Annotated in this window: 13 protein-coding genes and 1 pseudogene; 2 read left to right on the top strand and 12 right to left on the bottom strand. The window is 72.1% G+C overall.

The window, feature by feature from the left end:
• Position 1: 1 nt before the first annotated feature.
• The 12 genes from ACZ4Z1_RS36310 to ACZ4Z1_RS36255 all read right to left on the bottom strand — a co-directional run bounded on the left by ACZ4Z1_RS36310 (position 2) and on the right by ACZ4Z1_RS36255 (position 12,808).
• Entirely contained in the window at positions 2–871 is an 870-nt protein-coding gene (locus tag ACZ4Z1_RS36310) for a MinD/ParA family ATP-binding protein (RefSeq protein WP_468490941.1), read from the bottom strand.
• A 1-nt stretch (position 872) separates the two neighbouring features.
• Positions 873–1,568, bottom strand: a complete 696-nt coding sequence (locus tag ACZ4Z1_RS36305; protein WP_468490940.1) for an SAF domain-containing protein — start codon at positions 1,566–1,568, stop codon at positions 873–875.
• Between the two features lie 42 nt (positions 1,569–1,610).
• The gene (locus ACZ4Z1_RS36300; protein ID WP_468490939.1) at positions 1,611–2,594 is read right to left on the bottom strand and encodes an ATP/GTP-binding protein; all 984 of its coding nucleotides are present in this window, start codon (positions 2,592–2,594) and stop codon (positions 1,611–1,613) included.
• Positions 2,588–3,181, bottom strand: coding sequence for a hypothetical protein (locus tag ACZ4Z1_RS36295; RefSeq protein ID WP_468490938.1), 594 nt, complete (start codon positions 3,179–3,181; stop codon positions 2,588–2,590). The genes ACZ4Z1_RS36300 and ACZ4Z1_RS36295 overlap by 7 nt, the downstream gene beginning before the upstream one ends.
• 454 nt (positions 3,182–3,635) lie before the next feature.
• Complete coding sequence (locus ACZ4Z1_RS36290) at positions 3,636–4,613, bottom strand: C40 family peptidase (protein WP_468490937.1); 978 nt, start codon at positions 4,611–4,613, stop codon at positions 3,636–3,638.
• Positions 4,610–7,069: a hypothetical protein gene (locus ACZ4Z1_RS36285; protein ID WP_468490936.1), complete on the bottom strand. Its 2,460-nt coding sequence runs from the start codon at positions 7,067–7,069 to the stop codon at positions 4,610–4,612. Before ACZ4Z1_RS36285 ends, ACZ4Z1_RS36290 begins: the two co-directional genes overlap by 4 nt.
• Complete coding sequence (locus tag ACZ4Z1_RS36280) at positions 7,066–9,600, bottom strand: ATP-binding protein (protein WP_468490935.1); 2,535 nt, start codon at positions 9,598–9,600, stop codon at positions 7,066–7,068. The genes ACZ4Z1_RS36285 and ACZ4Z1_RS36280 overlap by 4 nt, the downstream gene beginning before the upstream one ends.
• Entirely contained in the window at positions 9,600–10,223 is a 624-nt protein-coding gene (locus ACZ4Z1_RS36275) for a hypothetical protein (RefSeq protein ID WP_468490934.1), read from the bottom strand. Before ACZ4Z1_RS36275 ends, ACZ4Z1_RS36280 begins: the two co-directional genes overlap by 1 nt.
• Positions 10,220–10,537, bottom strand: a complete 318-nt coding sequence (locus ACZ4Z1_RS36270) for a hypothetical protein (RefSeq protein WP_468490933.1) — start codon at positions 10,535–10,537, stop codon at positions 10,220–10,222. Before ACZ4Z1_RS36270 ends, ACZ4Z1_RS36275 begins: the two co-directional genes overlap by 4 nt.
• Positions 10,534–11,607 carry a conjugal transfer protein gene (locus ACZ4Z1_RS36265; RefSeq protein WP_468490932.1) on the bottom strand — a complete coding sequence of 358 codons (1,074 nt, stop codon included), beginning with the start codon at positions 11,605–11,607 and terminating at the stop codon, positions 10,534–10,536. Before ACZ4Z1_RS36265 ends, ACZ4Z1_RS36270 begins: the two co-directional genes overlap by 4 nt.
• A complete protein-coding gene (locus ACZ4Z1_RS36260) occupies positions 11,607–11,900 on the bottom strand; it encodes a hypothetical protein (RefSeq protein WP_468490931.1) in 294 nt (97 codons plus the stop codon). The genes ACZ4Z1_RS36265 and ACZ4Z1_RS36260 overlap by 1 nt, the downstream gene beginning before the upstream one ends.
• Positions 11,901–11,923: 23 nt before the next feature.
• Positions 11,924–12,808 carry a hypothetical protein gene (locus ACZ4Z1_RS36255; protein ID WP_468490930.1) on the bottom strand — a complete coding sequence of 295 codons (885 nt, stop codon included), beginning with the start codon at positions 12,806–12,808 and terminating at the stop codon, positions 11,924–11,926.
• A 788-nt stretch (positions 12,809–13,596) separates the two neighbouring features.
• Between ACZ4Z1_RS36255 and ACZ4Z1_RS36250 the strand changes: the two genes are divergently transcribed.
• Positions 13,597–14,055, top strand: coding sequence for a hypothetical protein (locus ACZ4Z1_RS36250; protein ID WP_468490929.1), 459 nt, complete (start codon positions 13,597–13,599; stop codon positions 14,053–14,055).
• Positions 14,052–14,350, top strand: a pseudogene (locus tag ACZ4Z1_RS36245) (type IV secretory system conjugative DNA transfer family protein); the annotation flags it as partial. The gene ACZ4Z1_RS36250 and the pseudogene ACZ4Z1_RS36245, both read left to right, overlap by 4 nt.

The following is a 14,350-nucleotide window of genomic DNA, read 5'->3' as shown; positions in this document are numbered from 1 at the left end:
ATCAGGCTCCTTCCTGGGCGGCCTGGGTCAGGCGGTGCAGGACGCCCGCCATCTGCGGATGGTCGGGACGCGGCCACTGGCGCTGCACGCGGCGGCGCTGCGCGACCGCCTCGATCTGCTCGGTCGCGCTGCGGGCATGGCGCAGCAGCGGGCTGCGGGCGCCGTACCCGCGCGGTGCGTTGCCGCCTTCGCTGAGATAGCCGGCCGTCGCCGGGTCCCAGGGCAGGGCTGCCAGGACCGGCACATCGAGCGCGTCGGAGACCTGGTGGGCGCGGTAGGGGCCGCCTTCGATCAGCAGCAGGCCCAGCGCGTCCGCCCCGGAGCCGTGGGCGTCGAGTTCGGCGCGCAGCGGCCGGATCAGGTGGCGGGCCAGGGCCAGGGACTGCTCGGTGCCCCGGACCGTCAGCAGCACCACGTCCGCTTCGTGGAGCAGCGGGGCGCAGGACAGGGTGGGGTGCAGCCGTCCGGCGTCCAGGGCCAGGCGGCCGGCGTCGATGTAGATGTTGTAGCCGGCCTCCGCGGCGAGGATGTGCAGCACCTGGGACAGGGCAGGCCACGTACGGGTCAGGGCCGCTGCCTGGGTGGGGTCGGTCAGGCCGGGCAGCAGTTTGCGGTGGCCGGCCTCGTCGAGGCCCACCAGGTGGGAGGGCACGGCCTGGGCGAACGCCTCGGGGCCGGTGCGTTCGGCTGCCGCCAGGTGGTAGAGGCCGTACCCGCCGGTGGGGGTCGAGCGCAGCAGACCGGCGCGCACGGTGCCGCCGGCCGGGTCGCACTCGGCGAGCAGCGAGGGGCGGCGGGAAGCAAGCGTGAGCGCCAGTGCGGCGGCGGTGACGCCGCAGGACTTGGCGGAGGCGAGAGCGGTGACGGTCATGTCAGTGGCTCCGCGGCTCACGGACCAGGGCGATGCGCCCGGCGGCGGAGCGCGTGGCCAGGGTGGGGCCGTCGGTGGGGTCGACGGCGAGGTTGACGACGACGGTGCCGGTGGCGTCGGGCCGGGAGACGGACACCACGGAGGCGGCGATGGTGGGCGGCGGGCCGCCGCTCTTGGAGGAAGCAGCGCTGTCGCTGTCGCCGGAGGCGGGGGTGAGGACCGCGAGGACCTTGTCGCCCGCCATCAGGGTGCCGGCCGGGGCCTGGCCGCGCTTGACCTGGACGCCGACCTGCTGGCGGTCGTCGCCCAGGCCGGAGCCGGCGGTGAGCTGCGAGGTGGTCAGCAGGCCGCCTTTGCGGAGGTCAACGGCCGTGCGCTTGCCCAGGATCCGGCTCTTGTGGCTGCTGGGGACGGGGGAGAGGGCAGCGTCGGCCGAGACTTCGGCGACGGCCAGGTCCGCCTCCGTCAGCGCCTGGCCGGCCGGGATGTCGCGGGCGACGGCGAGCACCTTGGTGCGGTCGCTGGCCGACGAGACGGCCGCGGCCGCGCCCAGGCCCGCGAGGACTGCCAGGACGATGCACAAAGCCACCACCGACCAGCGGCGTTCCCGCCGGGCGGGCGGGGCAGTGGTGATGGGTGTGTCGGGTCGGCCGGTGCTGGGGCGGGGCAGCGACGGTGCCGAGGCGGGGGATTCCATGGCGGCCTCTCAGATCGTGCTGTGTGCTGTGGGGCGGGGTGGCTAGTTGAGGACCTGGACCTCGGCGACGTTGATGTCCACGCTGCTGGTGCGTACCTCGGTCAGCTGTCCGCTCTGGCCGCCGCCGGTCCAGTCGATGGTCCAGGTGGACTTCGCGGTGACGTGGTAGGTGCCACCCGGCTGGTTCGTGGACGGCTGCTCGTAGCGGTGCCCGCAGTCGGGGGAGGGGTTCTTGCCGTACTGCGCCCGGTAGGGGGTTCCGGCCGATGTGCAGGTCACGGTGTGCCCGTCGCCCATCGTCCAGTCGATGCGCGCCACCTTCGCCGTGGCCGAGACCGTCACGGCGCCGGCGCTGGCCGTGGCCGTATTGGGCCCGTAGGTCTCGGCGCTCTTCCCGGTCCACATGTAGACGGGCATGCCGACCACGCCCTTGCCGCCCGGCTTGGGCACGATGCCGATGTCCGCGCCGCGCAGCGTCATCTTGTCGACGGCCTGGCGGGCGAGCTCGGCAGGATCGACACCAGCGCCGCCGGGCGGCGTGGCCATCCACACCAGGCCGCTGCCGTTGGTGGCGAACGGATCGTTGTTGGAGCCCAGCGGGCAGGTCCTCTGGTAGATCGCGCCGTCGCCCGGCTTGTGGCCCTTCCAGACGGGGTCATCCGCGGGCGGGGCGGGGGCGGGCTTGTAGTAGCAGCCGCCGGAAAACGCACCGAGTTCGGAGTCCTGGCAGGGCACCTCGACACTGGCCGGGCCCTGGGCATCGGTGCGGCCGTCACCGGACAGGTCGCCGTTTTGGCCGTCGCCCCACGCCTTGCAGACCGGCTTCTTGCCGGTGCCCTTGCCGGGGGAGGCGTGCTGCTGCTTGGGCGCCTCGTGCTGGGGGCTGGCCGGGTCGAGGGCGCCGACACAGACATCCAGGGATCCGCAGTCTTCGGGCGGAGCGACCTCGGCGTGGGCCATGACGGATGCTGCGGCCACAAGAGCAGATGCCGCGATGGTGGCGGCAGCGGTTCGTGCCCTCAGCACGGGTGGCCCTTGTCGACGGTCAGGCCGACGACCATCCAGGTGTCACCGATGGTGCGCACGGTGCCGGTCACGGTGTAGCGGCGTGGCTGGTTTCCGCTGGCGGCGTCCTTGCCGGTGGCTTTCACCACCGGAGTCCAGTGCGTGGTGTCCCAGCACTCCGTGACGGTCGCGGTCTTGGGCTTCTTGTCGAGGCTGAGAGCGGTGACCTTCGTCGTGCTCGTCGGCTTTCCCTGGAAGACGATGCCCGCCTGGCGGTAGCGGAACAGCGAGCCTTCGATCGTGGCGAGCGCCTTGTCCGAGGCGTACTTTGCCAACTTGGTCCCCGAGGCCGCCCCCTTTGCGAACGCCTCGACCTGTTCGGTGCGCATACCGGAGTAGGCCGCCAAGACATCCTTGCGGGCGTCCGCGTCGGGTGGTGCCGGGCTCGTGGAGGCGGACTTCGCGGGTGTGGGCGTGGCCTTCGCGCCGCCGGGACTGCTACTGCATGAGACGACCGTCAGCGCCGCAAAACCGGTGGCAAACAGCGCAGTCGCGCTGTTCTTGAGCAGATTGCTGTGGCTGCGGTCCCGACGTCGTGCGATGCGCATCCGTGCTCCCCCCGAGGGTGTGTTCTCCAGGCAGTTCTCTTGGTTCGTTGCGCTACGGGCGATTTTCTTGCTCGCTCACCGCACGGTCGGCAATGAGCCATTTGAGTCTGGGCTTGCACCTTACCGCCCGTTCTTTAGACCACGGGGAATGTTTTTCACGGGCAGTTGACGCAACTCCGGCATACCGCCCCAGTGGTATCCGCCGCCCGCCGGCCGCACAGCTTCGCGGCACCGCAGTTCGGCGCCGGCGGCAGACCGTGCTCGTTTGACCTGTCGGCCGGCAGCCGTCCGACCGGAAATCCCGTCCCCGTCTCTCACCGGTGTATTCCTCAGCGCCATCGGGCCTCTTGCGTCAGATGACGGGCCGGTGAGACGCTGGCCTGCGATGACTCCCGGGAGCCGGCGTCTCATCTACGGCACCCTGGGACAACGACTTCTATGATGAGCGCCGGCATCAGGTGACCCGCCGCACCGACCAGTCGTAACGGGACCAGTACCCGGCAAGAGTGGTGGTTTCGACCCCCTTTCCTGGACGCGGTGCGTTGATCATGGCGTTTCCGCCGACGAAAATTCCCACGTGCCCCCAGCCGTTCTTGTTGAAGATGATGAGGTCGCCGGGCTGCATCTCCTCGCGGGAGACCGCGATGCCCGCGAAGCGCTGTTGCTGCGAGGTGCGCGGGAGCGTGACGCGCCCGCCGGTTCCCTGGTAGACGGCGTAGGAGGTCAACCCCGAGCAGTCGAACCCGCCGCCGGTGGGGCCATGGATATTGCCGCCGCCCCATATATAGGGGACACCGGTCTGCTTCACCGCGGCCCGCACGATTGCGCTGGACGAGTCCGCGGCCCCCGTGCCGCTCCCGCTGCCCGCTTCGGGGGACGCCGCATAGGTCTTCGCCTGGCCAAGCACCTTGCGCACGTACCAGTCCGCGTGATTGTAGGAGTAGATCGCCCGGTAAAGCCCTTTCTGGGTACCGTCCTTGGCGCCGTTCGCGCACAGCATCCGCGCTGCGGCGAAAACAGCGTCGGTCGGATCCCAGGGGCTGGGCGGATTGGCGCCACCGGGCGGTACCGGGTACGCGTACCCCTTGAAGGTGGACGGCAGAAACTGCATCGGCCCGACCGCTCCTGCGGAAGAGCGCATCGTGGGGTGGCGGGCATGGTCGGTCTCGACCTTGCCGATCGCAGCGAGCACCGACCAGTCCAGCCCCGTGCAGGCAGCCGGCGCCGCCTTTCGGTACAGAGCCAGCATGGCCGGCGGGATGTCACCCACCGCTCCGCCCTGCGCCCAGACCTGCGATCCGGCGGCGTCCTGCTCCTGCTGGTGGCCGGCGGCGCCATTGGCCACAGCGGCAACGAACAGCACCAGCACCCCGATCAGCGCGGCTGCCCCTGCGCCGACACCTGCCCCCGCAGCGAGGGCCGGCCGCTTCATGACCGCCTCCGTGGCTGCCGGGGCGGCACGGGACGGCGAGGCGGCGCGGGCGGCGGGACCGGCCGGCTGGCCGCGCCACCACGGGCACGGATGCGGTGCAACCGCTGCTGCAGACTCGCCTGCTGGCTGGACGCCGGCGGCGTCAGCGGCCGCTGCGGCACCATTTGCGGGCGACGGCTGCGCCGCGGCGCAGCAGCGGGCGACGGGTTGGACGGCTGGCCCGGCGCGCGTCGCGCCGTTGGGGCCAGGGGGCCGGGGGCTCGGCGGGCCGGGCGGCCCGCGGGGCGGGAGGGCAGCGGCGGCAGGCCGCGGTGCGCACGGACGCGGTTGCCGGCCCAGCGTCCGCCGATGCCGCGCCAGTACGCGTCGGCGAAGTCCCGCACCTGTGGTACATACGTCGCGCGCGCGGCCTCGAGGCGGTCTTTGAGCTGGGTGGCCGCTGTGGTGACCTGACCGGGCACGGCCTGCGCCGCGGCCACCGCACGGTGTGCGGCCCGTGGCCCGTATACCGGCAGTCCGGCGCTGTACTTGAGCCCGACGCGGCCCATGCGCATCCCCGTCCGGGCGCCCGCACGTACCGTCTTCTCGGCGCCGCGGGCGAGACGCCCGGCCCCCTTGGCCAGGTGCCCGAGGGTGCGGACGCTGCCCACGCGGCCCAGGCCGCCGCTGACCGCACCGGCGGTGCCGCCGGTGGCCGCCATCATGCCGAGCATCAGCGCGGCGCTGCCGACCTTGCCCAGGGTGCCGCGCCGACGACCGCTGGCGCCGAGGTCGGAGGGGGCGGAGGGGGCGGCCGCGCCGCCGAGCCTGGAGGCGCCGACACGGGTCTTGAGCCGGGCGGCCACCTGGTGCGAGCGGCGGATCAGGCGCTTGCGGAAGATGAGCGCGCCCACGCACAGGATGTCGATGACGACGAAGCGGACGACGATGCCGCCGGGTATGTCGCCTGGCGCAGCGGAGACCACGGCGGTGACCGCGACCACGAACACCCCGAGCCCCACCACGAGGCCGACGAGCAGAGCCAGGCCGCGGGCGATCGCGGCCCCGCGCGACCACAGCCAGGCCCGGCCGGGCCCCGGCAGGGTGCCGGTGACCAGTGCGCAGCGCAGGAGCATCGCCTCGGCGGCGAGCCATGCCTGAGCGGCCAGGTAGCCGCCGGCGAGCCCGATGATGAGCACGCAGACCAGCAGCGCTGCCAGGAGCATGAAGAAGGCTCCGGCGAGCTTGTCCACGGAGGCCTTCTTCGCCTCCTTCGCGTTGCCGCTGACGCACGCCTTTTCGAATTTGGCGTCGGGCTTGGTCCCGAAGGTGTCGACGCCCCACTGCGTCGCCTTCTCCCGGACGAAGTCCTCGATCTTGCCGCCGACCCCGGGCAGGAGGATGTCCCCGGCCCCCGGCATGTCGCTGATCTTTTTGGTCTGCTCGGCGACCTTCTGGTTGACGAACGCCGTCATGATGCGGGAGTTCGTGAACTGGGACGCGCACTTGTCCTTGGTGTCGTCGGTGAACGTCTGGCCGTAGGTGAGCACCATGCTCGGCTGCACCACGAACGCGTTGACGAGTTCGTCGGTGATCGGTGTGACGATGCCGGCCACGGCGTCGGTCGACCGTCCGGTGGGGTCCTCGCCGCCCATGACGATGGCAGCCACGGCAACCCCCAAGTCACGCGCCTTGCCCACCGCTCCGTCGGAGCCGAGCAGCGTCTGGGGCGGCGAGGCGAGGCTGGTGACCGCCAGCGCGGAGATCAGCAGGGACGCCGTGAGCTCGCCCCAGCCGCGGGAGCGGTCACCGAAGAAGAAGTGCCACACCGCGACGGTGCCACTGAACGCGAGGAACAGGCCGGGCAAGCCGAGCTGGAGCAGAACACTGTTGTAAAGGGAGTCCGAGACCGCGAGGGCCGGCTTGAGGAGCAGCGAGGCCAGCTTGAAGCCCAGCGCCCAGGTGAGCAGCCAGCAGGCGAAGGCCACCAGCCACTTGGTGCACATGAACAGCAGGCTGGTCAGCCACTCCTCGACTTTCAGGTCCCAGTCGGACCACCCGCCGCTCTCGGAGTCCACCTTGAACGCGCTGACGGGGATGCCGTTCTCATCGGTGACGTGGAAGCTGTCCAGCAGGTCGTCCTGGCCGACGCCCATCCGGTGCAGCAGTTTGCGCAGGGACTCCTTGGCTTCCCGCTGCGCCTGCTGTGCGGCCGCCTTGCCCTGCGCGGTGTCCTCGTAGGCCACACCCCCACGCCCGTCCGGCGCCGGCTTCTGCTCGGGCGGTCCGGCTGTCGGCAAGCCGGAGGGTGACGGCTGCGCGCTGGCCGAAGCGGAGGGCCCGGGCTCGGGGGCCGCGGCCGCATGCGCTGCCATGGCCGTGGTGAGGACGGCCGCGGCGCACAGCACCAGCACCAGCCGCCAGGCCCCCCGCCGTCCTGTGCACGCCGTCTGCCCGGCCAGGCGCAGCCACCTCATGCCGTGAGCGCCGGGTCGGAGTGAATGACGGCCTCCGCCTCGGGATCGGCCGGGATGACGACCTGCATCCCACCGATCCGGCCGTACAGGTCGCGGTGCAGGCACTCACCGGCCCGCTGCGCCCGGACCTCCTCGTCCACGTCCATCGGGGACAGACCGGTGGTGACCAGCTCCACCAGGTCCGCATCGTCAGGATCGAGGTCGAGGAAGGCCAGGCCACGCTTGGCGAGGGCGACATCGGTCTGCCGGAACAAGTACTTCCTGGGAAAGAGCCCGCGGATGACCTGCCCGGTGGCCGACGCCTCCGGACCGATGTCCTCGCCGTCGTGGCTGCCGACCAGGCAGCCGGCGTCGTGCTTGCGGCCGTCGCGCACCAGCTCCAGGAGCAGGGCCATCCCCTCGGGGGACGAGGTCAGCCACCAGCACTCGTCCCACACCGCCACGCAGAACTCGCGGAGATCGGCGAAACAAACCTCCCGGCACAGCGCCGCGATGAGATACAGCGCCGCCCGGCCGAAGGTCTTCTCGAACTCCAGCGTCGCCAGCCGGTCGCCCGCCAACTCGTGCTCCTTGGGCAGCACCAGGTTGGCGGTGGCGAAGACGACCGCGTCGGCCTGCGAGGCGTCCACCACCGGCAAGGCCGGATCGAAGATCGTGCGAGCCAGGTCCTTGCGCGCCACCGCGGACAGCTTGCGCGCCACCGCGTTCGAGGTCACATCGCGCTTGCCCCGTGCCTGCAGTTCGTTGACCAGCTCGGCCATGGACGGCGCCGACCCGGCCAGGGTCGTCTCGATCGCCTCCGACAGCGCGATGCCCTGGTCGCTCATGGGACCGATGCCCAGCAGCAGCGTCAAAAACGACTCCGTACGGCGCTGCGCCTGGCCGGCGTCACGGATCGTGCGCAGAGGATCGAGGGAGAACTGCGCCTGGTCGTCGACCGTGATGACCTGGGTGGTGCCGGGGCACGCCGTGGCGAAGCGGACCCACTCCTGCTGCGGCGTGCGATCGACGATGACCGCCCGGCCCCGGCTCCCCGGCCGCCCGGCCTTCCGGCCGGCGGCGAGGATGTTGTAGACGGCCGTCTTCATCGCGACGCTCTTGCCGCCACCGAGCTCACCGATGAACGCCGCGGACGCCGATGCCGACTTCTGCGGGCCCAGCGACCAGTCCGTGAGCACCGGCCGGGTACCGCCCCCGGCCAGCTGCAGGCCGTACAGCGGGCCCTTGGCGTCGCCCAGCGCCGATCCGCCGAAGGCACCGGCCATCGCGAAGTCCCGCGCCAGGAGCACCTGCGCGTAGGACAGCATCACCTTCGGCGTGCGGGCGCCGGGCAACATCCCGTAGAACAGCCGCTCCTGCTCGCCCACGGGGCGGATGAAGGTGTAGTCGTTCTCCCCGAAATGGGTCTTGAGGTCTGCGGCGCGAGCCTCGGCTTCGGCCGGTGTGGTGCCCCAGACGCACAGCGTGCCCATCGCCTGGACCTCGACCTCGGACTTCGTCCGGGTCACCGCACTGCGGAAGTCCTTCACACCGTCGGCGGCGTCATGCACGTGGGCCGGCACGCCGGAGACCTCCCCCTCGTACTCGTCGGGCTGGTTCGCCAGCTCATTGGCCTGCCGGCGCGCCTTGGCATCGGCGACCGAGCCCGGGGTGACCTTCAGACGCATCACCCAGTCCACCGGAAACCCGAAGTCATCCAACGAAGCGAGGTACTCGCTGCCGGGGAAGACGAACTGCTCGGGCATCTCGGCCAGCGACAAAAACGTCTGGTAGGACTCGCCCCACTCCGTGGCGACCTGCAGCCAGCGCCGGCCGAACCGGCTCTTGTCCGGGCCGTCGTCGTCCCGTCCGGCCTCGGCGGGGGTGCCGCTCTGGGCGAGGATGACCTCGCCCAGAGCCGCAGCTGCGCGCCCGCGGCTGCGTGTGGTGCTCTGGTCCGGTTCGGGCAGCAAAGGCTCCAGCACCCCCCGCCGGGCGCTGTGTCCGTAGATCCACAGGATTTCCGCCTCGGTCGCCGGCCGCAGCGCAATCGTCGAGGGCCACGTCCCGGCAAGCGCGCTCGCCTGCTTGAGCCGGCGCTCCTCTTCGCGGGCGCCGATCGGAGCCGGCAGCAGGCCCAGCTGCAGGGCCACGTCCGCGCGGGCCGCCTCGAACGCCATCTTGGCCGCCTGCTTCTTGCTGCCGGCGGGCAAGGGTACGGCCAGCCAGTCCACGCGGCTGGTCAGCTCCATGCGCTCCAGCTGGTCCCACACCCGCGCCGCCAGCTGCGCGTAGCGCTCGCTTGCGGCCAGGTCGACGCCGTCGGTCATCTTGCGCACCACCGCGGCCGGGTCGACCTGCGGGCACAGGCTCAGCAGCATCGACTCGCCGTGCAGCTGCTTGACCAACGACTCCAGGGCACGCAGCCGCCGTTCCTTGACGGTGCGGGAGGACTGGGCATGCCCGCTTCCCTCCACCCGCCACAATGCCCAGCAGGTGCCGTGCCGGGTCCAGATGACATTTCCGGCGACATGCCGGACGGGAATCCGCATCACTGCCCCCGCTCGTTCGTGTTCGTATGGGCCTGACCGGCAGCGCGGGCGGCGAGCAGCGCACCCACGCCCGACGCCACCCGCACCACAGGCGTCTCGGCCACCGGCTGGCCGGTGACTGCGGTGATTTCCGGAGCGCGCGATGCGGCTACGGCGGGCACCATCTGGGCGCACGGGGCGTCGGGCTCCGCCCGCGCCGCCGCGTTGGTGTGGGCCGGCTGCCAGGTCAGCGTGCACACACCGACCGCGGCACCACGCCGGGGCCGGCGCACCGGGCGGCCGTCCATCCGGCCGGACGATCCGCTGGTGGCCAGGCCAAAAGCACTGGCCGCCACGGCGAACGGGCTGCGGCCATCGACGTGCACCCGGCCGACCACCAGCGCCAGGGCGTAGGGCACACCGAGCAACACCACGGCATCGAGCAGACCGTGGTGCGCCCACAGCCCGGCAGTGAGCAGCAGCACCGCCAGGGCGGCTGCCGCCACAACGATCTGCGGCCAGGTGTAGGGGCCGCCCCAGATCCGGCCGCCGCCGGGCCAGGTGCCCACGACGGACTGGTGCCGGCGGGCCTTGGTGTAGCAGCGGCCGATCAGCGGCTCCGGCGCGGCAGTGACGGTGCTCATCGGCGGTCACCGTCTTGCGGGCCGATGCGGCCGACGACGCTCACCGCGGCCGGGGCCGCCGTCCCGCCGGGGTTCTTGATGTCTTCGCCGATCTTGTCCCGCAGCACGGTCATGTTGGCGACGAGGGCCAGGACCACCGCGCCCCCGACGGCCGCGAGTGCGGCCTTGAGCACGGACTTGGTCTGTCCCCACACCAAGGCGATGAACACGACGTACATCAGTCCCAGCACACCCACGAGGAAGAAGTTCTTGAGCTGGGTGGCGAGGCTGCTGGCGTCGGAGATGGCCCCGGCCATCTGCATGAGCCCGTTCATGATCCCTGTCCTTTCTGAGAACCTGAAGAGTTGTCGGACGGCGCCGCCAGAGCGGGCGCGGCTTCGAGCGCGGCGACCTCCCACCGGCCGTCCCGGGCACGCAGCTCGATCGCGTACGTCATCGGCCGGCTCCCGGTGTGCTCGCCTTCGCCTTCGACGTCGACCAGGAGCCGGCGCCGGACACCGTCGGGCGGGCTCTGGGCTTCGGCGCCCTCGGCCGGCCCCTGGCCGTGGTCGGCGATCTGCGTGACCGTCACCGCCGTGTACGGAGCCGGCCGCACCGCGTGCAGCGTCGTACCGGGGCGCAGGTAGCGGTCCAGCTCGCCCCCGCCTGTCAGGTACGCCGACAGGAAGCCGCGGACCGTCTGCACCGCCGGATCGGACGCCAGCGGTGCGTGCGCGGCCCCGTACGCCAGCTTCAAAGCGGTGCCTTGGGATCCGGCCGGGGCTGCAACCTCGGCAGGCAGCGCCGCCGCGGTCCACCCCGAGGCCGCGCCACCGGAGCCGGCCGTGGCCCGCACCGGCACCTGGAAGTAGTGGACGCGGCCGTTCTCGGAGTCCTTCGCCGAGCCGGTGATCCGCGCGGCCACCGTCACCGACCAGTAGCCGGCCGAGACCTGCCGCACCTGCACCGCCGACGTCGACTCCACGCGCTCTTGCGACTTGCCCTGCGCCGGCCACGACAGGGACCGCGCCGCCGGGTAGAACGCCGTGAGCTCCGCCGCGTCCGCGTCACTGCCACCCGCCTTCACGTAGGCGGCGACATACACCTCGGCAAACCCGGACGGCGCCACCGCGTCCGAAGACGCGGGCTGCGCCTTCGGTGCCTCCGCCCGTGGGGGCCCGGCCACCGGCTGCGTGGTGCAGGCCAGCGCCCAGCCGCCGAGCAGCGGACCGGCCAGCAGCAGGCACCAGGCGCTCCAGCGCGCCATCGCTGTCCAGTTGGCCATGGCTCCGGTGGACATCGGCGTGGTGGCCCAGCCGGTGTCCACCGCCTCACCGGGGACAAAGTCGGCAGGGGAGTGCTCAGGGGAGATGTCGGGTGCCGGTTTGGTCCGGCGCAGCCGCATCACCGGTGCCGCCCGGCAACGCTCACGTTCGCCGGCAGAGGGGCCAGCTCGGCGATGCGGGCCCGCAGTTGCGCTTCGGGCCGCTGCTGCAGGGCGCGCAGGGACACCAGCACCGCACCGATGTCCTGGCTCAGGAAACGCAGCAATCGCTGGTGAACGGAGGTGTCGAAGGGGGTGGTGACCAAAGCGGCGCCCAGGGCGATCAGCCGACGCTGGGCAGTGGTGACGCGCACCTCGTCCTCATCCAGAGGCGAGGCCGCCTTCGACAGGACGGACGGTCGAGTGGTGGACATATCGGGCTCCTTCGGCCGGGTAGTCAGACAGCGGGTTGAGCGGCGGGTCGGGTGGCGGTCTTCAGGCGCTCGACGGCGCGGCTGCGGCGGCGCTGCCAGGTGCCGACGCTGGTGCCGGCGGCGCGGGCAGCGTCGCGGTCGGGCAGGGGAGCCGGGGCACTGCGGTAGTGCCCGGCGATGGCGCGGGCGTCGGCCTCGCTGAGAGCGCCGTCGTCCATCGCGTCCAGGACCAGCTCCAGCAGTTGCAGGCGCGCAGCGGTGAGTTCTTCCTCGGCCGGCGTCTCATCGAGACCGGCGGCGGCTGCGGCGCACCGCACCATGCAGGCGCAGGCGGAGTCGAAGGGGTCGGCGAGGTTCTCCGCGGCGTTCAGGTCCGCCCCACGGGGTTCGCGGTCGGCGGCCAGGTCCTTCAACACACGACACAAGGCATCGAGCGCGAGGTTCGCGGCCGGCCGACCGGGGCGGCGGTGCACCTGGCCGCCGCGCGCGATCTCGAAGAGGGCAGCGATGACCATGTGGCCGACGTCGTCGAGCGTGCGGCCACCGAAGGGCCGGAGCTGTCCGCGAGTGATACGCACCGCGGCTGGGACCATCGCCTGGACCACGATGCGCGCGGCCAGGGTGGCCGATCGGCCATGGCCGGCCGCCCGGTCGAGGAGGGCGCGCAGCACCGCATCGGTCAGGGCATCACCCGTGGCCGATCCGGTCGGACGCAGCGCTGCCAGGAGCTGATCGGGGCCGAGGGCGCGCACCCAGGAATCGGTCACGGCCGCGACCTCGAAGGCCAGGCAGTCGGCCATCAGCCACCCGTAGACGGCGCCTCGCACGCCACGGTCTGCGCACAGCTCAGCCCATTCCGCATCCAGACGACGGAAGATCCCGGGGCTGGTGTTCGGGGTCGTGTTCACGGCACCGCTCCTTTCAGCTCGTGCCGTGAACTCTCCTCACCGGGGCATGCCCAAAGGCTTGCCCGCAGCCCCAAAACAGCAGGTGGAAGGCTTGCCCATTGAATGGGCAAGCCTTCTTCCATCTCGGGGCAGCCCCGCCCTGGGCCTAGCGCCAGCCCTGGGCATGCCTCTTGAGCGATGAGGGCGCCACGGGCATGCCTGCTCCCGCCCCCCACCGCGGCCGGGGCATGCCTAAGCGATCACATGCGAACGATCCAGCGGCCTGCCCGTGGGCAGGGGTGTCGGCGAACGCGACGCCTTTTCTGGTGAGGGGCAACCGCATGCCGGGGCTGCAGGACGGGCCACCGGACAACGCGCCGCCACCGCCGGCCGGGCGGGTCCGTAGGCCGGCCCCGCAGATGGCGAGGAGATGGCCGATCCGGACGAAGCAGCCCCCGCCGCCCGGCCCAGACCGGTCCGGGCGTGGGCCAGTCATGGCCGATGGCCGATAGCGCCTGACCGGTCATGGCCGATGGCCGGTCGAGGGCCGTGGCCGATCGGCCACACAGCCGGCCACCCTCGCCCACCGGGCAACCACCAAAGCCGTGGCGAGCAGACGTACGGGGTGGCGTACGGTCTGCCGCCCGCAGCGGACGCCCCGTCAGCGTGCGAGGCGCCCCGGAGGTAAAGAGTAAGAAAAGTCGACGGGGTGCTGTCCGAATCGGTCTTCCAGCCGCACTTGGTCCTGGTGAAAGGACCGCAACCGCTGGAGGACCCATGCAGTACACCCGCCCCGGCCGGAGCCGGGCATGAGCGCCGAGCTGCCCGGTGCGGCAGCCGTCCTCGATGCCGCGCATGTCATCGCCGCGAGTTCCCCCTATCTCGCAGCCCTCGTCCTCGTCGCAGCCGTCGCCGCCGGGATCCTCGGCCTGCGCCGCCGCCGGAAGGCAGAGGCCGCCCTGGCCCACCGGACCTGTGTCGAGCTGGTGCCGACCACCACGTTCAACCCCGGCATGGAAGAGGTCGGCCGGGCAGCCCACCAGTTCGCCCGGATCCATCACGCGGCCGGCGCACCGGCCCGCGGTTCCGCCGCCCGCCTGCGCTACACCGTCACCGACGGCCAGGTGCGCTGCTACCTCGAAGGCCCAGCGGATGCGGCCGCGGTGATGCGCATGCCCGCCTACGCCGAGGTCGAAGTCCGCACTCCCCAGGCCCGCCCCGACATCCACCCCGTGCACTTCGCGGTGGCCAAGGAGGCCCGGCGATGACCTCTATCGATCTGACCAAGCCCCGCCAGACCGCGCCCGCCCCCGCCCCGGCGGCGCCGCAGTACTTCGAGCGCGCCGAGCTGGTCCTGGCGCTCCCCGATGCCAAGCCCCTGGCCTCGTTGGGGCTGTCCCCGGACCCGCTGCAGCATCTGGCCGCCGCCCTGGCCGGCGTGCGCAGTGCGGACGGCGAACAGGCCGAACTGTGCCTGGACCTGGTCCCGGTCAGCGAACGCCGCCTCGCCCGCCGCCGCCGCATCCTGCTCGCCGCCGCCCGCCGCCGCGGTCCCTCCGCCTA

The organism is Streptomyces sp. NPDC030165 (assembly GCF_055573595.1).
Note: the sequence above shows the minus strand (reverse complement) of the source record. Positions and strands in the feature narration are given on the sequence as shown.